General features: G+C 56.2%; 19 protein-coding genes and 1 pseudogene. 15 read left to right on the forward strand and 5 right to left on the reverse strand.

Annotated elements, in window-relative coordinates; translation table 11 throughout:
* Window positions 1-174 precede the first annotated feature (174 nt).
* Window positions 175-273: pseudogene (locus F6S08_RS07390) on the reverse strand (pilin assembly protein); the annotation flags it as partial.
* A gap of 192 nt (window positions 274-465) precedes the next feature.
* Between F6S08_RS07390 and F6S08_RS07395 the strand changes: the two are divergent.
* The 3 genes from F6S08_RS07395 to F6S08_RS07405 are packed head-to-tail and all read left to right on the forward strand — an operon-like array spanning window position 466 to window position 4,896.
* A complete protein-coding gene (locus tag F6S08_RS07395) occupies window positions 466-2,142 on the forward strand; it encodes a hypothetical protein (RefSeq protein WP_315871476.1) in 1,677 nt (558 codons plus the stop codon).
* Window positions 2,135-3,127 (forward strand): hypothetical protein, encoded by a 993-nt coding sequence (locus F6S08_RS07400; protein ID WP_315871477.1) that lies wholly within the window; start codon window positions 2,135-2,137, stop codon window positions 3,125-3,127. Before F6S08_RS07395 ends, F6S08_RS07400 begins: the two co-directional genes overlap by 8 nt.
* Window positions 3,127-4,896 (forward strand): hypothetical protein, encoded by a 1,770-nt coding sequence (locus F6S08_RS07405; RefSeq protein WP_315871478.1) that lies wholly within the window; start codon window positions 3,127-3,129, stop codon window positions 4,894-4,896. The genes F6S08_RS07400 and F6S08_RS07405 overlap by 1 nt, the downstream gene beginning before the upstream one ends.
* 34 nt (window positions 4,897-4,930) lie before the next feature.
* On the opposite strand, the gene F6S08_RS07410 is transcribed toward F6S08_RS07405, so the two are convergent.
* Window positions 4,931-5,251, reverse strand: coding sequence for a hypothetical protein (locus tag F6S08_RS07410; protein ID WP_315871479.1), 321 nt, complete (start codon window positions 5,249-5,251; stop codon window positions 4,931-4,933).
* Between the two features lie 88 nt (window positions 5,252-5,339).
* Window positions 5,340-5,648, reverse strand: a complete 309-nt coding sequence (locus tag F6S08_RS07415; RefSeq protein ID WP_315871480.1) for a hypothetical protein — start codon at window positions 5,646-5,648, stop codon at window positions 5,340-5,342.
* 184 nt (window positions 5,649-5,832) lie between these two features.
* Between F6S08_RS07415 and ppc the strand changes: the two genes are divergently transcribed.
* From ppc to F6S08_RS07450, 7 genes are all read left to right on the forward strand, one after another.
* Window positions 5,833-8,478 (forward strand): phosphoenolpyruvate carboxylase, encoded by a 2,646-nt coding sequence (gene ppc / locus F6S08_RS07420; protein WP_315871481.1) that lies wholly within the window; start codon window positions 5,833-5,835, stop codon window positions 8,476-8,478.
* 299 nt (window positions 8,479-8,777) lie between these two features.
* Entirely contained in the window at window positions 8,778-9,425 is a 648-nt protein-coding gene (gene adk, locus F6S08_RS07425) for an adenylate kinase (RefSeq protein ID WP_010212617.1), read from the forward strand.
* 89 nt (window positions 9,426-9,514) lie between these two features.
* Window positions 9,515-10,201: a tRNA (adenosine(37)-N6)-threonylcarbamoyltransferase complex dimerization subunit type 1 TsaB gene (gene tsaB / locus F6S08_RS07430; protein WP_137211483.1), complete on the forward strand. Its 687-nt coding sequence runs from the start codon at window positions 9,515-9,517 to the stop codon at window positions 10,199-10,201.
* 160 nt (window positions 10,202-10,361) lie between these two features.
* A complete protein-coding gene (locus F6S08_RS07435) occupies window positions 10,362-10,652 on the forward strand; it encodes a hypothetical protein (RefSeq protein ID WP_065926482.1) in 291 nt (96 codons plus the stop codon).
* A complete protein-coding gene (locus F6S08_RS07440) occupies window positions 10,652-11,512 on the forward strand; it encodes a DUF72 domain-containing protein (protein WP_315871482.1) in 861 nt (286 codons plus the stop codon). Before F6S08_RS07435 ends, F6S08_RS07440 begins: the two co-directional genes overlap by 1 nt.
* 27 nt (window positions 11,513-11,539) lie before the next feature.
* Window positions 11,540-12,367, forward strand: coding sequence for an isocitrate lyase/phosphoenolpyruvate mutase family protein (locus F6S08_RS07445; protein WP_065948855.1), 828 nt, complete (start codon window positions 11,540-11,542; stop codon window positions 12,365-12,367).
* 3 nt (window positions 12,368-12,370) lie between these two features.
* Window positions 12,371-13,069 carry an extensin family protein gene (locus tag F6S08_RS07450; protein ID WP_065926479.1) on the forward strand — a complete coding sequence of 233 codons (699 nt, stop codon included), beginning with the start codon at window positions 12,371-12,373 and terminating at the stop codon, window positions 13,067-13,069.
* Here F6S08_RS07450 and F6S08_RS07455 read toward each other — a convergent pair.
* Complete coding sequence (locus tag F6S08_RS07455) at window positions 13,066-13,686, reverse strand: energy transducer TonB (RefSeq protein ID WP_065938752.1); 621 nt, start codon at window positions 13,684-13,686, stop codon at window positions 13,066-13,068. The two genes, F6S08_RS07450 and F6S08_RS07455, sit on opposite strands and share 4 nt — an antisense overlap.
* Window positions 13,687-13,782: 96 nt before the next feature.
* On the opposite strand from F6S08_RS07455, the gene F6S08_RS07460 reads away from it, so the two are divergent.
* A complete protein-coding gene (locus tag F6S08_RS07460) occupies window positions 13,783-14,565 on the forward strand; it encodes a class I SAM-dependent methyltransferase (RefSeq protein WP_065926477.1) in 783 nt (260 codons plus the stop codon).
* Between the two features lie 65 nt (window positions 14,566-14,630).
* Here the strand turns inward: F6S08_RS07460 and F6S08_RS07465 are convergent, their stop codons facing one another.
* On the reverse strand, window positions 14,631-15,284 hold the full coding sequence (locus F6S08_RS07465) for a TetR/AcrR family transcriptional regulator (RefSeq protein WP_065926476.1): 654 nt from the start codon (window positions 15,282-15,284) through the stop codon (window positions 14,631-14,633).
* Window positions 15,285-15,377: 93 nt separating this feature from the next.
* On the opposite strand from F6S08_RS07465, the gene F6S08_RS07470 reads away from it, so the two are divergent.
* The 4 genes from F6S08_RS07470 to F6S08_RS07485 all read left to right on the forward strand — a co-directional run bounded on the left by F6S08_RS07470 (window position 15,378) and on the right by F6S08_RS07485 (window position 22,209).
* Entirely contained in the window at window positions 15,378-16,478 is a 1,101-nt protein-coding gene (locus F6S08_RS07470; protein ID WP_315871483.1) for an efflux RND transporter periplasmic adaptor subunit, read from the forward strand.
* 6 nt (window positions 16,479-16,484) lie between these two features.
* Complete coding sequence (locus tag F6S08_RS07475) at window positions 16,485-19,547, forward strand: efflux RND transporter permease subunit (RefSeq protein ID WP_315871484.1); 3,063 nt, start codon at window positions 16,485-16,487, stop codon at window positions 19,545-19,547.
* Between the two features lie 611 nt (window positions 19,548-20,158).
* Window positions 20,159-20,752 carry a LysE family translocator gene (locus F6S08_RS07480; RefSeq protein WP_074844230.1) on the forward strand — a complete coding sequence of 198 codons (594 nt, stop codon included), beginning with the start codon at window positions 20,159-20,161 and terminating at the stop codon, window positions 20,750-20,752.
* A gap of 92 nt (window positions 20,753-20,844) precedes the next feature.
* Entirely contained in the window at window positions 20,845-22,209 is a 1,365-nt protein-coding gene (locus tag F6S08_RS07485) for a Fic family protein (RefSeq protein ID WP_065949012.1), read from the forward strand.
* Window positions 22,210-22,248: the final 39 nt, after the last annotated feature.

Here is a 22,248-nt window from a genome sequence, read left to right on the forward strand (position 1 = left end):
CTGGCTGTGACCGGAGGCTTTTTTCAAAAGTTCAGAAGAGATGGCGATTTGCCTAAAAAAATATCTGACTGATTGGTCAGGGTAAAAAGTTGGAACTTTTGCCACCTGCAGGGGTACTCCGAGCCTCGGCAGAGGCCCGGAATACGGGGTTCAGATAGGTGTCAATCGAGTCCGTCAGTGCTTTTGGTCGTCGGCACTGGCAGACAAATCATGCAGATAGCGACGGGACAAGGTCAGGAACCGCGGCGTTGGCCCGACGTCCTCGTACAGCGGGCAGAGCAATAGAGAATTTTGCAGGCGAGGTGATCCATTAAAGCCAAGCGTAGCCCAATTCTGTCTTGGGTTGTGGTCGTTTCCGGGTGTCGATCCCAGCACCATTTCGTGGTGTGCCTGAGCGTTAGATGTTAAAAAGCCTGTACAGGATTCCGCCAACACGATAGGGCACGGAAGAACATAGGAATAGGTGTGGCTAGGAAATTAATTGAAGAGTTCGTCACCTTGCCTGATGGGTCAGTGGTAAAAAACCATCCTAGGCATGATTTCGACAAACCAACCAAGCTGCTGCTTCAACACATGGTTGCCGGAGTCTGCTCCAACCCTGACTGTGTGAATCACACCATAGGCTCCAATATCCAGCGGAACAGTTACGCGGGTAACGGTATCGCTGCTCACATCTGTGCTGCTGCTCCGGGAGCGGGAGCTGCTCGCTACGACAAGAATCAAACCAAGGAAGAGAGGCAGTCGTATAAAAATGGCCTTTGGCTATGTGGCTCCTGCTCCATTATCATCGACCGTGACGAAGCCCGTTACCCTGTGACCCTTCTCCATGAATGGAAGAGTAAGGCGGAACTCAGAGCGATGACGATGGTTGGTCAAAAATCAATCACTCCCTTCGAGCTTCAAAATTCTGTCCGAGAAGCAATCATCCAGACGGTACAGTCCCTCTCTACCGGTAATAATCTGCACAAACCTAGCCCAGAAAAATTTGATGTTTCAGCGGTTGTGGAAGGTTACGAACAATCAATAAACAGCATCGACCAAAATTTTAAGGTTGTAGTCACTGCTACAAGTGACTCTGTGGTGCATGAGCTGATTCCGATCACTGACCCGGCACCTGAAATTCAGATGGTTTTCAATGATGATGCCATTGCTTCGGCTGACCTCGCTTGGCAAAACATGATTGAGGTGGGGGAGAGTATCCACATTCCTACGAATGACTTTAAATTTGTAGGGTCGAAATTATTTGAATACCTAAATGAAGTTATTGTTGGAGGAACGCTAACCCTTACACCCAGTAAAAGACGCCTCGAGACGTGCATCTATTTTGTAAGTGATGAAGCTGAATTTGAGCTGGCTACAACTGATTCATTCATGGGGAAGGGGTCAAAACAATTTGATATTGAAGGTTCTGCATTAGACGGGTTCTTTACCTACCGTTATTTTATTCATGACCGCTACAAGGTAGACGCAACCTACACATTCGATGTGGCTGGATGGCTCGGGCAGCCGATCAATAATCTCAGACATTATCATAGGATTAAAAAAGCCTATGATTTCGTTGTGAAATATCCGAAGTCTACTGTCTCTATTGAGGTTGTGCTGAATGGACATCCTATGCGTCTTTGGGATGGGACATTTAGTGACTTTACAGAGTTGTTCGCTCGGCTGAAAAAAATTGTAGAGGTTGCTGAATGCTCCAAAACTATTGCCTCGAAAATGTCAAATAAATTGAGATTAAAGACCCTTGATCTGACATTGCAGGATGAACGATACATTGAGCTTTATGCTCAGCTTTTCAAAGGTGACGTAATTCGCAAGCTCGATTATGGCGAGAAAATTTTCACTGCTCGTGTTGATGCTAAAGAAAGTAAGGCTATCAAAACGTTTTGCTCCGAAAACGAGCCTGAAGTAATCATAGCCAAATCACCAACAATAGATTTTTTTGGAAATACCGTTAGTTTGCCTAGGATGTCTAAAAAAATAACATGTTTTGATCTGGTTTTCTTCTCTAGCATTAGAAAAGAAGACTGGCAATCTCTATGGTGTATTGGAAGAGCAAACCATTCTAGTGATTCTGTAATCTCCATCGCTCCTGATGAAATTCCGCTGCTCTGCGATGATAAGGAAGTTACAAATGGATGAGCTTATGCTGATGCATCGGAGTCGCGTTCTTCATGAAGCACTTGAACAGAGTGGGTGGGAGAATCCCGAAGAAGTCATTCAGCGTGTGAAACGTCTCGACCTAGGGCTACCGGCTGAGGATGAATTCGCTGTCATCTGTAGCTGGCTTGGGAAGTGTTCGCTTATCCATAAACTGGATCAGCAGCAAATTCCAAAATCTTCCCGAGATACCTATCAGGTTCCCGATTTGCTGGCCGTTTTCAACACTGCCAATAATCAGTACAGGGTTCTCATCGAGGTCAAAACAAAATCTAAGGGAATTCTTACTCTCAGAGAAAAAGACAGGGAAAAATTGCTCAAATACGGTGAAATGCTTGGGCTACCTGTCTTGTTTGCGTGGAAATATCATGGCCTTTGGATGCTGTTTGATATTTCGCTGTTCAAGCGATTTAACAAGAATTATCGAATTGATTTATTCACTGCTGTATCAAATAGCTTGATGAGTCTACTAGCGGGTGACATGAATTATCAGCTAGGGGAGGGTGTAGGTCTTTATCTAAAATTCAAAAAAGATGAAATGCATGACAGCGATGAAAACGTAGAAACTTGGAAAACAAGAATAGAAGACGTTTATCTTCGTGATTTTAATGGTGAAAAACAATACAGGTTTTCGCCTAAAACCCTCTCGATTCTGAATACGTGCGAGATTGAAGAAAATACAGAAGTAGACGATGAGTACATCAGTCAAAGCTTTGTGGTACGTCCAGAAATGGGGAACATGGCACACAGAGCTATAGAAAAACTGTTAAAGATGGCTGACGCTGACACAAATATTCATTGGCGGTCTTTGCTTGTTGATGAATCACCTCTTCATTCTATCGCTGATTTTCAAAGTGCTTTAGATGAGGCATTGAAACAGAAATTCGTAAAATACATTCTTCTCCAACATCCTAAAGAATATCCAGCTTTCATAATGGATGATGACAAAGCCAAAGGAGTGCATTAATGTCGGTTAGTAAAGTCAAGTCAGCCCTTGTAGATTTCGTCAAAGACGAAAAAGATAGGGCAATTGTTTTGAAAGGGGATTGGGGAACGGGTAAGACCCACCTCTGGAAACAGGTAGTGCTTGAAAGCCGTGTTTCGTTTCATAAACGTAATTATTCTTACGTTTCTCTTTTTGGGCTGAATAGTCTGAAAGACTTGAAGAAGTCAATCTACGAAAACAAGGTTTACCGGGAGCGTGCTCATATCGCTTCTGATGAAAGCTCGTTTGAAGAAAACCTTAAAGACATTTCAGGTCGTTTCGCTGGGTGGATGCGTAAAGGCTCATCGTTGTTCAATGATGTATCAGCAATGGGCGTTAAAGGAATTGGGCCTATGGTTGAAAGCCTTCAATTCATTCGTGTGACTGACACTCTTATCTGTCTAGACGATTTTGAGCGAAAAGGTTCAGGGCTACATGATAGAGAAGTGCTTGGTTTAATCTCACTTCTGGTGGAAAGCAAAAACTGCCGCGTTGTGATGCTGCTCAATGACGGAACTTTGAAATCAGGTGATGATTTCTTCTCCTATCATGAAAAAGTATTTGACTATGAAGTTACCTTCAATCCATCTGTCGAAGAATCCGTAAAGCTGGTTTTTTCTACTGATAGTAAATTGCATGAGATTCTTGCAAGGAATGCTATCAGGTTGGACATCAACAACATAAGATTGCTCAAAAAAATTGAATACTTTTCTAGCCTTCTCGGAAATACTTTGGAAGGTTCTAACAATCAAACAGTTGAACAAGCTCTTCATGTTTTGCCGTTGGCGATTTTATCTAAATACGGCGGTGATGCTGCCAAGGTCGATCTTGATTTTATTCTGAATTATGGTGGCGGGTATATTGAACCTAACTTGCCCGGTGATGAAATTGATGAAGTTGAAGCAAAGCTGAAAAAATCAATAGAGGAAAAAACACACTATCTTGAAAATTATGGCTTTACCCGCTGCGATGAATTTGATGTTGCTATCATTGATTTGGTGAAGAAGGGATATGCTGATGAAGAATCTTTGAAGGAGGTTATCAAAGCTCTGGAAGCCAAAATCAAGCATGACTCAGAAATGGCTTTGCTGCAGGACGCATGGAATATCTATCATGCGTCTTTTTTGAATAACGACGATAAAGTGTTTGAAGCTTTCGATTTGGCAATTGAGAAGTCTCTTGTTAATTTCGAAGTTAGCAATTTGGATGGCGTGGCCTATGTATACACGGAATCTGGACGTGCTGATAAAATTAAGCCTGTTGTTGATAAATACTTTGAGACGGTAATATTTCATAAAAATATTCGTAAGAAGAGTGATGTTTTTCGCTGGCCTGAAAACGATTATGTTCAGCAGAAGCTTGACGAATATTTTGATGGTTTGGTGGTTGAGAAAAGCCTTGCTGAGCTTATAGAAAGTGCTTTTGAAGTTTCTGGATTTAACAACACTGATGTCAGGAATAGTGCCGCAAAAAAAACCGAGGCTGAATATTATGATTATTTCAGCTCGCTTGATGATTACAATCTCACTCACTACGTCAGAATGTGTCTGAAATGCGGTCAAATCAGTTCGCCTGAGCAGCACATTCAGAATTCCTACAACGAAATTTTCGTTAAGACTTATCGTTGTCTGATGAAACTGTCTGAGGTTTCTCTGCTCAACAAGTCAAGAATGGGCAAATTCAAAGGTTACGAAAAATTATTTGCTCAGGCAGAGGAAGAATTGCGGCTTCAACAAGATCAAACTGAATAGCCCCTTGCGAGGCTAGTGTTCCGTCTCAAAGACTCTATCCCCGTAGGGTCTTTGAAATTGCTTGTTCAGCTTCGACGTAGGCGGGTGTCTTACCTGCGTCGGCAAAAATCTCTTCACCTTCCTCCACGCGGATCACCTCAGTCCCTTTGACGTAGGGCATGGCTGTTTCTGCTTCTTTTATAGCAGAGTGAATCAGACCTTCCGTGATGATGCTTTGATCTAGTCCATAGGCTTCCGCAAACGCCTTGATTTTCACTAGGTCGTGTTGGCGGATGGTCAGGGTGATTTCAACAAGCTTCGAGGTTTCGTGAGCTTTGTTTTCCCAGTTGCTGAGCATCGTTTTGAAGGTGTCCATGGGGTATCTCCGGCGTGACTACATGTGTCGTAAATCTAGGACTGTCTTTACCACTCATGGTTCTCTGAAATGATCACTAAGCCATGTTCTACGCGGCTTTCAAGAGATATTGAGTTTTTCCTATTGCGTGCTCGCTTTCTTCATAGAGCGGGTCGCCCTCTTCATCGGTGGCGATGACCTGTTGTCCCTTGATGTAGGGAAAGCTGGCTTCCAGCTCCTCAAGGGCGGCACCGATCAGCTCGCCGAGCAGTTCTTCGGTGTGGCGCTTGGGGTACATCTCGGCGATGGCTGCCAGCCGTGCAGCAGCCTCCACATCCAGATGGATGGCGTACTCGGTCTTGGTCAGGCGACCCTTGGCGTTCTCTTCCCAATGCTGGGCCAGTTCTCGAATTTTCATGGCAACCTCAATAAAGCCTGCGGTGGCAGGCGGTGATGAGTGACCAGCCGTGCGCGTGGATAAACGCGGCGGCTCACACTTGAGACTAGCTGCAAGTCACAAGGTTTAAAGTCTTGTCATAAAACGATGCCGGCGGCACTCTGACACACCTGCGCGTCCCGGATTTCTGGCTGGAGATTGGCTGATGAGTGATATCGATGCACGCTTGCGTGAGGATGTTCACCTGCTCGGTGAACTGTTGGGCAACACCATTCGAGAGCAGTACGGCGATGATTTTCTCGCCAAGATCGAACAGATCCGCAAAGGCGCCAAGGCCGACCGCCGCGGAGCCGCCCCGGACAAAGCCGCGGGTGATGAACTGAGCGCCAGCCTCAATCAGTTGCAGGAAAACGAACTGCTGCCGGTGGCGCGGGCCTTCAACCAGTTCCTCAACCTGGCCAATATCGCCGAGCAGTACCAGTTGATTCACCGGCGCGACGAGTCGCAACCGGCGCCGTTCGAGTCCCGCGTATTGCCGGAGTTACTGGCTCGCCTGCAGGGCGAGGGCCACAGCAATGAGTCCCTCGCCCGCCAGTTGGGGCGCCTGGACATCGAACTGGTCCTCACCGCCCACCCCACCGAAGTGGCACGCCGCACCCTGATCCAGAAATACGACGCCATCGCCGCGCAACTGGCGCTGCAGGATCATCGCGACCTCACCAGCGCTGAGCGCGAGCAGATCCGCCAGCGCCTGCAGCGCTTGATCGCCGAAGCCTGGCACACCGAAGAAATCCGCCGCACTCGGCCCACCCCGGTGGATGAAGCCAAGTGGGGCTTCGCGGTGATCGAGCATTCGTTGTGGCACGCCATCCCCAATTACTTGCGCAAGGCCGACCAGGCGTTACACGCTGCGACGGGCCTGCGTTTGCCGCTGGAAGCCGCGCCGATCCGCTTTGCGTCGTGGATGGGCGGCGACCGTGACGGCAACCCGAATGTCACCGCGCCCGTCACCCGCGAGGTGTTGCTGCTGGCGCGCTGGATGGCGGCCGACCTGTACCTGCGCGATATCGACCACCTGGCCTCCGAACTGTCGATGCAACAGGCCAGCCCGGCGTTGCAGGCCAAGGTCGGCGAAAGCGTCGAACCTTATCGTGCCCTGCTCAAGCAACTGCGCGAACGCCTGCGCGCCACGCGCCAATGGGCCCATACCGCGTTGAGCAGCAGCACGCCGGCGCCTGCCGAGGTGTTGCAGAACAACCGCGATCTGCTCGAGCCACTGGAGCTGTGCTACCAGTCGTTGCACGCGTGCGGCATGGGCGTGATCGCCGACGGCCCGCTGCTCGATTGCCTGCGCCGGGCCGTAACCTTTGGTCTATTTCTGGTGCGCCTGGATGTGCGCCAGGATTCCAGTCGTCATTCGGCGGCGATGACTGAAATCACCGATTACCTGGGCCTGGGCCGTTACGAGGACTGGAACGAAGACATGCGCATCAGCTTCCTGATGAAGGAGCTGGCCAACCGTCGACCGCTGTTGCCGGGCTATTTCAAGCCATCGGCCGATACGGCCGAAGTGCTCAATACCTGCAAGGAAGTGGCCGCCGCGCCTGCCGCATCGTTAGGCTCGTATGTCATTTCCATGGCCGGTGCCGCGTCGGACGTATTGGCGGTGCAGCTGCTGCTTAAAGAGTCGGGCGTTCAACGGCCGATGCGCGTGGTGCCGCTGTTCGAAACCCTGGCCGACCTGGATAACGCCGGTCCCGTGATCGAACAACTGTTGCTGCTGCCAGGCTACCGGGCGCGCTTGCAGGGCCCGCAGGAAGTGATGATCGGCTACTCCGACTCGGCCAAGGACGCCGGCACCACCGCCGCCGCCTGGGCGCAGTACCGGGCCCAGGAGCGGCTGGTGGATATCTGCCGTGAGCAACAGGTGGAATTGCTGCTGTTCCACGGTCGCGGCGGCACCGTCGGGCGTGGCGGCGGCCCGGCCCACGCGGCGATCCTGTCGCAACCGCCGGGTTCGGTGGCGGGGCGTTTCCGTACCACCGAGCAAGGCGAGATGATTCGCTTCAAGTTCGGCTTGCCGGACATTGCTGAACAGAACCTCAATCTCTACCTGGCCGCCGTGTTGGAAGCGACATTGCTGCCACCGCCGCCACCGGAGCCGGCGTGGCGCCATTTGATGGATGAATTGGCGGCCGACGGCGTCAGCGCTTACCGTGCGGTGGTGCGGGAAAATCCGCAATTCGTCGAGTATTTTCGCCAATCCACCCCGGAGCAGGAGCTGGGCCGGCTACCTCTGGGCAGTCGCCCGGCCAAGCGTCGCGCCGGTGGTATAGAAAGCCTGCGCGCCATTCCGTGGATCTTCGGCTGGACCCAGACTCGCCTGATGCTGCCGGCCTGGCTGGGTTGGGAAGCCGCATTGAGCAAGGCCCTGGAGCGCGGCGAAGGGGAACTGCTGGGGCAGATGCGCGAACAGTGGCCGTTCTTCCGCACCCGCATCGATATGCTGGAAATGGTCCTGGCCAAGGCCGATGCCGATATTGCGCGCCTGTATGACGAGCGCCTGGTGCAGCCGGACCTGTTGCCATTGGGCGCGCACTTACGCGACCTATTGTCGCAGGCATGCGACGTGGTGCTTGGCCTGACCGGCCAGTCGCAACTGCTGGCCCATAGCCCTGACACCCTGGAGTTCATCCGCCTGCGCAACACCTACCTCGACCCCTTGCACCTGTTGCAGGCCGAGTTGCTCGCGCGCTCGCGTCGCCAGGAAACCGCGCAGGACAGCCCTCTGGAACAGGCGTTGCTGGTGTCCGTGGCGGGTATTGCCGCCGGCCTGCGCAACACCGGCTGAGGTTTTTTGCGTGTTCTCAAAAGCTTGCGGATAAACCACGACGGCCGCCCTGAAAGGGGTGGTCGGCGTTTACAGCGCTGGTTGCACTCAGGCACACCCTACCTATGACGTACGCGTGGCGCGGGTTCCTGCGACTTTTGGCGGCTTGTGTGGTTAGGGCCCGCTGTGTATCTTGATCAGCCTTTGGCCGTTTGGGCGGCCTGGGCCCATAGTTTCATGAGCCCTATATTATTTTTACGAGATTGGCCCCACGCGGCGAATCCGAGCGTCATCTCTATAAAAAATTGAGGAGCACATCGATGCGCGTCATTCTGCTGGGAGCTCCCGGGGCCGGTAAAGGTACTCAGGCAAAGTTCATCACTGAAAAATTCGGCATTCCACAAATCTCCACCGGCGACATGCTGCGCGCAGCCGTCAAGGCCGGCACCGAGCTGGGCCTGATCGCCAAGAGCGTGATGGACAGCGGCGGCCTGGTCTCCGATGACCTGATCATCAACCTGGTCAAGGAACGCATCAGCCAGGAAGACTGCAAGAACGGCTTCCTGTTCGACGGTTTCCCACGCACCATTCCCCAGGCCGAAGCCCTGGTGAAAGCCGGCGTCGAGCTGGACGCGGTGGTGGAAATCGCGGTTGAAGATGAAGAGATCGTCCAGCGTATTGCCGGTCGTCGCGTCCACGAAGCCTCCGGCCGCGTGTACCACACCGTCTACAACCCGCCTAAAGTTGAAGGCAAGGACGATGTCACCGGTGAAGACCTGGTGCAGCGCAAGGACGACACCGAAGAAACCGTGCGTCATCGCCTGTCTGTCTACCATTCCCAGACCAAGCCGCTGGTGGATTTCTACCAGAAGCTGTCCGCAGCCCAGGGCAAGCCGAAGTACAGCCATATCCCTGGCGTCGGCTCGGTGGAAGCGATCACCGCCAAGGTCCTGCAAGCACTGAGCTGATCCTTTATCGGCTTGATAGACGACGGCCCGCTTGCGGGCCGTTGTTGTTTATACTGGCGCACTTTTTTTCGACTTGGACACCCACACCGATGAGCACCCTGCTGGCCCTGGACACCGCGACTGAAGCTTGCTCCGTTGCCTTGCTGCACGATGGCAAGGTCACAAGCCACTACGAGGTGATCCCGCGCCTGCACGCGCAGAAGCTGTTGCCGATGATCAAGCAGCTGCTTGAAGACGCGGGCACCACCCTGTCGGCCGTGGATGCCATCGCCTTCGGCCGTGGCCCGGGAGCGTTCACCGGGGTGCGCATCGCCATTGGCGTGGTCCAGGGCCTGGCCTTTGCGTTGGAGCGCCCGGTGCTGCCGGTTTCCAACCTTGCCGTACTGGCCCAACGTGCCTTGCGCGAACACGGCGCCCAGCAGGTGGCGGCGGCGATCGATGCGCGTATGGACGAAGTGTATTGGGGTTGCTACCGCGAAACGGCTGGCGAAATGCGCCTTGTCGGCGTGGAAGCGGTGCAGCCACCGGAATCGGCGGTATTGCCGGGCGATGCCAGCGGTGACTGGTTCGGCGCTGGCACCGGTTGGGGTTATGGCGAGCGTATCGGCGTTCAACCCGCTGGCCAGGACGCCACCCTGTTGCCTCACGCCGAAGACCTGCTGACCCTGGCGCGCTTTGCGTTCGAACGTGGCGAGGCTATTCCTGCGGATCAGGCCGCACCGGTTTACCTGCGCGATAAAGTCGCGCAGACCAAGGCGGAAAGAGGGATTATTTGACGCCAAAAATGATGGCAATTTGAGGCAAAAGTCGCCAATCGTCAGAATTTGCCCGGGTTTTTAAACCTTTTTCAAATTATGTGTTCTAGTTATCACCAGAGCATTTGCGCGCGACGGACAGTGCTGCCAAAATGCCATTACTGATAGCGAGTTCGCGCCTATGCGTATAGATGGATTTTCCTCACAGTCGTACCCGATCAAGCGCAAGCCGCGTAAGGCAAACGCCACGGTGGACGACTCCGTCGAGGATTCGCCGGACTTCATTGAGGTCCAATCCGATGCGCAGGCCAGTTCACAAGCCCGCATCAGCGGCGTTCCCGCCCGTCAGCAAGACATGGTCTTCCCGCGCTCCATGAGCAAAAGCGTTGCCACCGCCCTGGCCAGCTACCTGACCACCGCCGGATTTGTCGAATGGGATATGGAAGTGCTGGGTCTCGACATCCACATCTGATGCGCCTGCCTTACTACCTCGGCTGCCCGTCCTGGAGTGAAAACGCCTGGCGCGAGTACATGTACCCAGTCGACGCCCGCTCCAGCGATTACCTTGCCCTTTATTCCCAGGTCTTCAACGCCGTTGAGGGCAATACCACGTTCTACGCTCGCCCCTCGGCCGCTACCGTGCAGCGCTGGGTCGACATCATGCCCGACGATTTTCGCTTCACTGCAAAATTCCCCGGTGACATCAGTCACGGTGGCGACTTGCGCGAGCAATTGCCGGCGGCGGAAAGTTTTGTCGGTTTGATGAGCCCGCTCGGTGAACGTGTTTCGCCGCTGTGGCTGCAACTGTCGGCGAGTTTTTCGCCGCAACGCCTGGCTGAACTGGCCGGTTTTATCGATGGCCTGGAACGCCCGATGGCGGTGGAAGTACGCCACCCTGAGTTCTTCGCCAAGGGCGATGCCGAGCGCACGCTCAACCGTTTGTTACGGGATCGGGGGGTCGAGCGCATCTGCCTCGACCCGCGCGCGTTGTTCAGTTGCACGTCGACCTCGGCGGCGGTACTGCACGCACAATCGAAAAAGCCCAAGGTGCCACCCCGTCCGGCAGCGCTGACCCAGTTTCCCCAAGTGCGTTTTATCGGTCATCCGGTGCTTGAGGCCAATGACCCGTTCCTGGTGCCGTGGGTGGAAAAAATCGCGGGTTGGATCGAAGAAGGCCGCACACCCTACGTGTTCCTGCACACCTCGGACAACCGCCTGGCCGCACAACTGGCCCTGCGTTTCCACGCCAAGTTGATGGTGCGCCTGCCCGGCCTTCCGGCGCTGCCGACGTTGGATCGGCAACCCGAAGCGGAACAACTGGGGTTACTCTAGGGCTCCTTTTCCCGCCAGGAGTCAGTCATGGATGCCCAAGCCCTTCGCGCCGAAACCTTCAAGTCCCTGCATGAGCGCGACCGCGCCTTCGTGATGCCTAACCCTTGGGATGCCGGCTCCGCGGTGATGCTCACCAGCCTTGGCTTTGAAGCCCTTGCCACGACCAGTGCGGGTTATGCGTTCAGCCTGGGGCGCCCGGACGCGGAAGGCGCGTTGTCCCTTGAAGACACGTTGCTCAATGCCGCCATGATCGCCAAGGCCACCGCGCTGCCGGTGGCGGCCGACCTGGAAAACGGCTTCAGCGATACCCCTGAAGGCTGTGCCGAAACCATCTTGCGGGCGGCGGCCAGCGGTATCGTGGGGGGCTCTATCGAAGATGCCACCGGCGTTGCCGTCGACCCGATCTATCCCTTCGACCTTTCCGTAGAGCGCGTGGAAGCCGCCGTCGCCGCTGCCCGCAGCTTGCCATTCCCCTTCACACTGACGGCCCGCGCGGAAAACCTCCTGCATGGTCGCCTGGATCTGCCCGACACTATTCGCCGCCTGCAGGCCTACGCCGAAGCCGGCGCCGACGTGCTCTATGCGCCGGGCCTGCGCAGTGCTGAGGACGTGCTGGCGGTGGTCAAGGCCGTGGCGCCAAAGCCGGTGAACGTGTTGATGTCCGGCGGCCTGAAACTCAGTGTGGCGCAATTGAGCGCGATGGGGGTAAAGCGCATCAGCGTGGGCTCGGCCATGGCACTGGCGGCCTATGGTGAATTCTACCGAGCGGCCCAGGAAGTCTATGAGCTGGGCACCTTCAGCTTTACCGAGCGCTCGATGCCCTTCAGCCAGGCCAATCAGTTCTTCAAGGACTGAGCCGTGCGTTTTTTCAAACTGCTGGGTGCTCTGCTGGTGCTCAGTGGTGCATTTGCCGTGGGTGTATGGCGTGGCTGGCTGCCGTTGCCGGCCGAATGGAACCCCTGGTCGCCGCTGGACGTACGGTCCAGCCCGAACCTGTTGACCCGCTACAAGCTGGGACGCCTGCAGGATGACCCCGAGCTCTGCGACCAAGTGCTGAAAACCTCTGGTTTGCGTGTCAGCCATCAGGCTGACACGCCCGCCGACGCTGCCTGTCCTCTGCGCAATACCTTGCGCGTGCAGGGTGCAGACGTGGCATTAAGCAGCAGCTTTCTCGCCAGTTGCCCGTTGGCCGTGGCGTTCGCGCTGTTCGAGCGTCACAGTCTGCAACCGGCGGCCCAAGCGGTGTTCGGCCAGGCGGTGACACGGGTCGATCACCTGGGCAGCTTTGCCTGTCGCAACATGTATAACCGTGCCGAAGGGCGGCTCAGCCAGCATGCGTCGGCCAATGCCTTGGATATCGCCGGGTTTCGCCTGGCGGATGGGCGCAGTATCAGCGTGCTCAAGGATTGGTCCGGGGAGGGCGACAGCGCGCGGTTCCTGCGCCAGGTGCGCGATGGCGCCTGTGATGACTTCAATGTGGTGTTGAGCCCGGACTACAACGCCGCGCACCGCAACCATTTCCATCTGGACATGGGGCGTTGGTGGGTGTGTCGCTAGGCCGCCAGGCGCAGGTTGTGGGTGATCAGTGGGCGTGCCCAGTGGTAGTCGAAGTCCAGCGCCTTCTGTTGCGCCAGCAGTTCTTCGGTTGGGTAAGGCGTGGCGGGTGGTGGCAACAGGTCCAGTTCGAACTCGGCAATCGGCAAGTGCAGAGGGCGTGGTTCCGGCGCCGGGCCGGGCTCAGGCAATGGCTGGCCGGCCGTGAGGACGATCGGGCGAACCCAAGCGCTTTCGAAATTCTGCTGGCGCTGCTGCGCGACGATTTCTTCCTGTGGGAATGGCGTGGCGGCCGGTGGCAGCAACTCGGTTTCGAATTCGGCGATAGGCAGGAACAGTGGCTCAGGTGGCGCAATCTCGGTGTCTTTGACGTCGCACTCACGCTGCGTGAGGATCTGCGACAACAGGTCGGCACCGGCGCTGGGCTCTACCGCCGGGTCCGCCGGTGCCGGCGCCTTGGCGGCGAGCGCGTCCGGCGTTTCACCGAGCTGCTCGGCCAGCGCCCGGGCGAAGAAGTCCTGCCACACATGGCTCACCCCGGCCAGCGCTTGAGTATTGCGCAGGCCGTAGTGGTTATGGGTCGGCAGTACACCGATGGTTAGGGGGAGAATGTCTGACATTTTTCTCGGTCGACGCTCAGCTCTGGCAAAATACCTGACTGTTGTTTTTATCGGCCGTTGTTTGCCGATCCTTAATATTTTTGAGCGTAGCGATTGATGAGCGAACAACCAGCGGCCAGCCGCATCCAGGTCGAGGCCTTGGGCGAAGGTTTCCAGGCCCGGGCCGAGCAGTGGGCTGCACAGCTCGGCTTGCCTTTACAGCTCGCGGATGCGGATTTTTCCCTGCAAGTGGGGGAACACGGCCTGCAACTGCAGCAGCTTGGACCTGACGCGCCGGGACCGGTGCGGGTGGACTTCGTCGAAGGCGGCGCGGCTCACCGTCGGCTGTATGGCGGCGGCAGCGGACAGATGATCGCCAAGGCCGTGGGCATTGCCCAAGGCGTGCGTCCCCGTGTGCTGGACGCCACGGCCGGTCTGGGCAAGGACGCGTTCGTGCTGGCCAGCCTGGGCTGCGAGATGAGCCTGATCGAGCGCCAACCGCTGATCGGTGCCTTGCTCGAGGATGGCCTGGCGCGCGCTACGCAGGATTTTGACGTAGCGCCCATCGTGGCGCGCATGAAGCTGCTCAAGGGCAACTCCATTGACGTGATGCTCAATTGGCAAGGGGAGCCACCCCAGGTGATCTACCTCGACCCGATGTTCCCCCACCGTGAGAAAACCGCCCTGGTGAAGAAAGAAATGCGCTTGTTCCGGCCACTGGTGGGCGATGATCCGGATGCACCGGCCCTGCTGGCCGCCGCCCTGGCCCTGGCCAGCCACCGCGTGGTGGTCAAGCGCCCGCGCAAGGCGCCCTGCATCGAAGGGCCCAAGCCGAGCCATGCGCTGGATGGCAAGTCCAGCCGGTATGACATTTATCCCAAGAAAGCGCTCAAGTCTTAAGCCACAAGCCACAAGCCACAAGCCACAAGCTGCAAGCAAAAGCGCTTTTCACTTGCTGCTTGCAGCTAACCACTTGCAGCCGCATCTCTCCTATAGGCCCGCATAAACAACCCCACCACCTCCTGCACATGGGCTTCGGCGGCTTCCTCACTCAGTTGCCCGCCGCAGCCATACAGCAGGCAGAAGTTCGCGGTGCCCTTGAGCAGGCAGAAGAAGTGCTCGGCTGCCGTAAGCGGTCTGTCGATGCTCAGCGCGCCGCTCTGGTCGATCTTGCCGAGCAGGCGCTCCATGCCCTGGAGCATCCGCATGGGCCCGGCTTCGAAGAAGATCTGTGAGAGTTTCACGTCCTGATTGCCGGTGGTCATCATCAGGCGATGCAGGTTAACCGACTCTTCACTGTTGATCAGTCGATGGAACCCCCGGGCGATATTCAACAATACCGTTTCCACCGGCATGCCTTCGGGCAGTTCGAAGTACATCACCGGCAACTGTTCCTCGCACTTGGCCACCACGGCGGCGGTGAACAAGGTTTCTTTGTCGGTGAAGTGGCTGTAGACGGTCAGTTTCGATACGCCGGCCTCAAGGGCCACGGCATCCATGCTGGTGTTGGCGTAGCCGTTGCTCAAGAACAGGATTTTCGCTGCCGAGAGGATAGCCTGGCGTTTTGCCATGTCCTTGGGACGCCCGGGGCTATTGGTGCTTACACGATTGTCGGACATTTCTACCTTTAATACTGGACTGGCGAGTTTGGTATTAATAACATACCGGCCAGTATAATTATTCCTAGCTCCATTTGCGAAAGGTCCTTCAGCATGCGCAGCACTTTCCTGCCCTTTGCGTTGCCTGTCTGCCTGGTCTTCCTGTTGGCCGCCTGCGGCCAGGAAGAAGCGGTCCAGACCACCGTCCGCCCGGCCATGGTGGTGCAGCCGCAACCCTCGGCGCAGTCGACGGACAGCTACCCCGGTGAAGTACGCGCGCGCTATGAGCCGGACCTGGCCTTTCGCATCGGTGGCAAAGTCAGCAAGCGTCTGGTGGAGGAGGGCGAGCGGGTCAAGACCAACCAGGCACTGGCGGAACTTGACCCTCAGGATGTGCGCCTGCAACTGGAGGCCGCCCGTGCCCAGGTCGCCGCTGCCGAGGCCAACCTGCGCCTGGTACGCGCTGAGCGTGATCGCTACAAGACCCTGATGGACCGTCAGATGGTCAGCCGTTCCCAGTACGACAATTCCGAAAACCTTTACCGTTCCGGTGAAGCGCGCCTCAAGCAGATCAAGGCCGAGTTCGACGTGGCCAGTAACCAGGCCGGTTACGCCGTATTGCGCGCCCCTCAGGATGGCGTCGTCGCCAAGCGCGCGGTGGAAGTCGGCCAAGTGGTATCCGCTGGCCAGACCGTGTTCACCCTGGCCACCGATGGCGAGCGCGAAGTGCTTATCAGCCTGCCCGAACAAGGGTTTGGTCGCTTCAAGATCGGTCAGCCGGTCGCCGTGGAGTTGTGGAGCCAGCCGGGCCAGCGTTTCACCGGGCGCATTCGTGAACTGTCGCCTGCGGCTGATCCAAAATCGCGCACCTTCGCCGCTCGCGTTGCCTTCACTGGCGGCAAAGTCCCGGCGGAACTGGGGCAAAGCGCTCGCGTATTCATACAGGCCGACGGCGTTGTTCCGCTGTCGGTACCGCTGTCTGCCCTGAGTGCGGAGAACGGTGCGTCCTACGTCTGGCGTGTAGAGCCGGACAACACCCTCAAGCGCACGCCGGTACGCATCGGCGCCTTTGGCGAAAAAACCGTGCCGGTGCTGGAAGGCTTGACCCCCAACGACTGGGTGGTCGCAGCAGGCGTGCATGTGCTCCACGAGGGCCAGCAAGTGCGCGCGGTGGATGGCTCCAACCGTATAGTGAACCTGGCGGCCAAGGAGTAGTCCCCGATGGCTTTCAATCTTTCCGAATGGGCGTTGCGTAACCGCCAGATTGTACTGTTCCTGATGATCCTGCTGGCTGTGGTCGGTACTTTGTCCTATACCAAACTGGGGCAAAGCGAAGATCCACCGTTTACCTTCAAGGCCATGGTGATCAAGACCAACTGGCCCGGCGCTACGGCCCAGGAAGTCTCGCGCCAGGTCACCGAGCGTATCGAGAAAAAACTGATGGAGACCGGCGAATACGAGCGCATTGTCTCTTTCTCTCGCCCGGGCGAGTCCACCGTCACCTTCATTGCGCGCGACTCCATGCACTCTGTGCAGATTCCTGAGTTGTGGTACCAGGTGCGCAAGAAGATCAGCGACATCCGGCAGACCTTGCCGCCGGATATCCAGGGGCCGTTTTTCAACGACGAGTTCGGTACCACCTTCGGCAATATCTACGCCCTGACCGGCGACGGCTTCGACTATGCCGTACTCAAGGACTACGCCGACCGCATCCAGATTCAGCTGCAACGGGTGGCGGATGTGGGCAAGGTCGAGTTACTTGGCCTACAGGATGAGAAGATCTGGATCGAGCTGTCCAACCTCAAGCTCGCCACCCTTGGCCTGCCGTTGGCCGCTGTGCAGCAGGCGTTGCAGGAGCAGAACGCGGTCTCCACTGCCGGCTTCTTTGAAACCCCGAGCGAGCGCGTGCAACTGCGTGTGTCGGGTAACTTCAAGACGGTGGAAGAAATCCGCGACTTTCCTATTCGTGTCGCTGATCGAACCTTCCGCATCGGTGATGTTGCCGATATTCACCGCGGCTTCAACGATCCACCGGCGCCGCGCATGCGTTACATGGGGGCGGATGCTATCGGACTGGCCGTGGCCATGCGCGACGGTGGCGACATCCTGGTGCTGGGCAAGGCTCTCGAAGGCGAATTCGCACGCTTGCAAAAGAACCTTCCGGCGGGCATGGAGCTGCGCAAGGTGTCAGACCAACCGGCAGCGGTGAAAACCGGTGTCGGCGAATTCGTGCAGGTGTTGGCCGAGGCATTGGCGATTGTCTTGCTGGTGAGTTTCTTCTCCCTCGGCATACGCACTGGCATGGTCGTAGCACTGGCGATTCCGCTGGTGCTGGCGATGACCTTTGCCACCATGTATTACCTCGGCATCGGCCTGCACAAGATTTCCCTCGGTGCGTTGGTGCTGGCCCTTGGCTTGCTGGTGGATGATGCGATCATTGCCGTGGAAATGATGGCAATCAAAATGGAGCAGGGCTACGACCGGCTCAAGGCGGCCAGTTTTGCCTGGACCAGCACCGCCTTCCCGATGCTCACCGGCACGCTGATCACGGCGGCCGGCTTCCTGCCGATTGCCACCGCGCAGTCGAGCACAGGTGAATACACACGCTCGATCTTCCAGGTGGTGACGATCGCGTTGCTCGCCTCATGGATCGCCGCCGTGGTGTTTGTGCCGTACCTGGGGGAAAAACTCCTGCCGGACCTGGCGAAGATTCACGCGGCCAAACATGGCATCGATGGCCCGGATCCCTACGGTACGCCGTTCTACCAACGTGTAAGACGTTTGGTGGAGTGGTGCGTGCGTCGGCGCAAAACTGTGATTGTCCTGACGTTGCTGCTGTTTATCGGCTCGGTGGCGTTGTTTCGCTTTGTGCCGCAACAGTTCTTCCCGGCCTCAGGCCGCCTGGAATTGATGGTCGACCTGAAACTGGCCGAAGGCGCTTCCCTGAGCAACACCGCCGATCAGGTCAAGCGCCTGGAAGCCTTGCTCAAGGAACACGCCGGCATTGATAACTATGTGGCCTACGTCGGCACCGGTTCGCCGCGTTTCTACCTGCCACTGGACCAGCAACTGCCAGCGGCCAGTTTTGCGCAGTTCGTGGTATTGGCTAAGACCATCGAGGGCCGCGAAAGCCTGCGCACCTGGCTGATCGAAACCCTCAACGAACAATTCCCCGACCTTCGCTCACGCGTTACCCGCCTGGAAAATGGCCCTCCCGTGGGCTATCCGGTGCAGTTTCGCGTAACCGGCGAACACATCGAGGAAGTCCGCGCCCTTGCGCGGAAAGTCGCTGCCAAGGTTCGCGAAAATACCCACGTGGTCAATGTGCACCTGGACTGGGAAGAGCCGAGCAAGATCGTCTACCTCAATATCGACCAGGACCGCGCCCGCGCCCTCGGTGTCAGTACCGCCAACCTGTCGAAATTCCTGCAAAGCTCACTGACCGGTTCCAGCGTCAGTCAATACCGGGAGGACAACGAGTTGATCGAAATTCTCCTGCGCGGCACCGTCCACGAGCGCACCGAGTTGTCGCTGCTGCCCAGCCTGGCGGTACCGACCGACAACGGTAAAAGCGTGGCCCTGTCGCAGATCGCCACCCTCGAATACGGCTTTGAAGAGGGCATTATCTGGCACCGCAACCGCTTGCCGACGGTGACCGTGCGCGCCGATATCTACGGCAAGGAACAACCGGCAACGTTGGTCCAGCAAATCCTGCCAACCCTTGAGGGTGTGCGCGCCGAATTGCCGGATGGCTACCTGCTGGAAGTCGGTGGCACCGTCGAAGACTCCGCCCGCGGGCAGAACTCGGTGAAGGCCGGCGTGCCGCTGTTTATCGTGGTGGTGCTGACCTTGCTGATGCTGCAATTGCGCAGCTTCTCACGCACGGCGATGGTGTTTCTGACCGCGCCGTTGGGCCTGATTGGCGTGACGCTGTTCCTGCTGGTGTTCCGCCAGCCCTTCGGCTTCGTGGCCATGCTCGGGACCATCGCGTTGTCTGGGATGATCATGCGCAACTCGGTGATCCTGGTGGACCAGATCGAACAGGACATCAAGGCCGGGCTGGCGCCGTGGCAGGCAATTATCGAAGCCACCGTACGGCGTTTCCGCCCGATTGTGCTGACCGCCCTGGCGGCGGTGCTGGCGATGATCCCGCTGTCACGCAGCGTGTTCTTCGGGCCGATGGCAGTGGCGATCATGGGTGGCTTGATCGTGGCGACGGCGTTGACCCTGTTGTTCTTGCCGGCGCTCTACGCGGCGTGGTTCAAGGTTCGGAAGGCGGCATAGAGGGGTAAGGGCCAATATTTGAGTGTCGAAACGGGTGGCGGGAGCCGGGAACGCTTCCTGCATTCCTGCCACTTAGAGACTACCTGATCACAGGTATGGATTTGTCGATGTCAGTTGTTGACGACAACGGTAAATGGACTCATCTCTTTGGACTTAAGGAATACTTTATGTTTTTTTGCCCCTTCAAGTGCTTTTTTTCTGCGCTGTCGATGCCTCAAAGACCCCCGGTAAGCGGTCCTTGCCCGCAAGAGCCGCCACCCCGACCTTGCCCGCCGCCGCCCCGGCCTTGCTACGCAAAACCGCCTAGCCCTTGCTGGCCTGAGCCCAGTCCTGCGAGGCCACTCCCTTGTTCAATGCGTTCGGCCGAGCCGCCCATGAGTATTGGTTATGGCGTGGCAACAACGACGACTTTTGTCGTGGGCGCTTTCCTGTAGTTGTCTGGTTTAACCGCTGGAACGAATCTGCATGCCCTCCCGGTGAGGGCATCTTGCGGGTACTTGCAGTAGACTTCGCGAGTTTGATGATGGCCACTGTCGCCGGGCCATCCATGTTGACGCGTCAGTTTCGATGGGGGGAACGACTTTGGGTCGTCACTCTTGAGGAAAACCTGCATGTTCGCCTGCATTCCAGCCCTGATGTTGCTACTGCTTGCCCCCGGTCCCACCAATACCTTGCTGTTTCGTGCCGGCGTATTGTTTGGCTATCGTGCGTCCTGGTGGTTGGCATTTGTCGAGTGCCTGGCTTACGTGCTTCAGGTTTCGATATGGGGTGTTGCACTGCTCTACCTGGCGGCCTATTCGCCTTGGGCGTCGAAGTTCACGCAATTGGCGGCGGCCGGATACCTGCTGTATGTCTCGTACAAGCTCTGGCAACGCAAAAACAGCACCGTCGACCCTGGCCGTGACCGCCTCAGTGGGTGGAGTTTTTTCTGGTTGACACTGATGAACCCCAAGGGGCTGTTGATCGTGTCGTTTATTGCGCCGGCCGGCACCTTTGCCGCATGGCAAGGCTATGCCGGGTTCATGGCCACACTGGCATTGGTGGTGATACCGGTAGGGTCTGCGTGGATCGTATTCGGCAGTCGCTTCGAAGGGCTGCAAAAAGCCTGGCTGACACCCTTGAAGATCAACCGTGCGACGGCGCTGGCCATGGGGGGCTTTGCAACGTTGACGGTGGGGCGATTGGCTGAGTCGGTACTGCATTGAAGAAAGGCATGTCTCAATTTTCGTGGTTATTGAGATAGGTGGGGTTTTCTGCTGTACTCAAGTCTCAGAAATCAAAAATTGAGATTTTGATGATTAAACTGCCACCCAAGGTGCCGGAACGGGTTTTTGTTCTCATTGGCCAGGAGCCCCATCTTCAGCATCTATCTGACTATATGAAGCTGTCTCAGCCAACAGACAGTCGGGGCCGCTATTTGCACTTTGATCAGCTACGCCACCGTTTTCCTCAGCACTTGGATCAAGCGATATGCTGGGGGATCGTAAAGTACGAGCGCTCCCGTCTGTATCAGAAAATAGTGCCCGTAGGTACGCCTGAGGTCTGGTGCAACTTTGTATTAACGCCAACCGCACAACGCGTGGTCTCCACGGTCGACAGATATGCCTCGACTGCCGCACTTGAGTACATGAGCAGCAAGGTCGGGAAGGCTGCTCATATAAAGTATTTGCTCAACGACCTGATTGAAGATGAGGCCATCAGTAGCAGCCAGTTGGAGGGCGCGGCAACCACGACGCTCGTTGCAAAAGATATGTTGAAGCGAGAGCGACTGCCCAGAACGCCAGATGAAAAAATGATCATCGGCAATTACCGAATGATGCGTTTCGCTTGGGATAAGAGAAACGAGCCGCTCAGTGTGGAGTTGATCGCGGACATGCACGAAGTAGGTGTTCAGGGCATTGACGATGATAAATATTCTCCTGGCAGCTTTCGTTTAAACGATGAGGTGGTTGTCCAGGATGGTGATGGCAATGTTGTGCATTCGCCACCTCCCGCAGAAGGGATCATCACTCGGCTGGAGCGGTTGGCTGATTGGATCAATACTTGTCACGACGATGCTACGGCCACCCGCTACCTGCATCCACTGATCAAAGGCATTTCTCTGCACTTTGCCTTGGGTTACGAGCATCCCTTTCGGGATGGCAATGGTCGTGTTGCGCGTGCGTTGTTTTATTGGTTCATGTTTAAAAGCGATTACGCGGCATTCAGGTATATCTCCATCAGTGTCTTGCTGAAGAATGCGGCTGTTCAATACGGTATGTCTTATCTGTATACGGAGACGGATGAACTCGATCTGACTTACTTCATCGACTATCAGTGCTCCATCGTGCAACGCGCAGTTGATGGATTTAAGCAGTCTTACGAGATAAGTGTCCGTGAGGCCGAGGCGTTTGAGCGTTGGTTATGGGAGTCAGGACTTTATAAGGAACTGAATGAGAAACAAAAGACGGTATTTCAGGTCGCCAAGAGCGGTACCGCCAAACAGTTCACAGCCGTCAATGTGAAGGAAAATCTAGGCTGTTCTTACAATACGGCATCGGCCGTGCTGAACGGTCTAGTCGACTTGAATATATTTGTCAAAAAGAAGGTCGGCCGCGAATGGTTCTTTTCAATGCGAGATCAAGCAGAAATACAAAAGAACTGGTTAAAGGCTTCTCATTGAGCGGCTTCCCAATGCCCACGTCTCGCTGAAACGTGGGCA

Source organism: Pseudomonas sp. JV449 (assembly GCF_032424295.1).
GTDB classification, from domain to species: Bacteria; Pseudomonadota; Gammaproteobacteria; order Pseudomonadales; family Pseudomonadaceae; genus Aquipseudomonas; species Aquipseudomonas marginalis.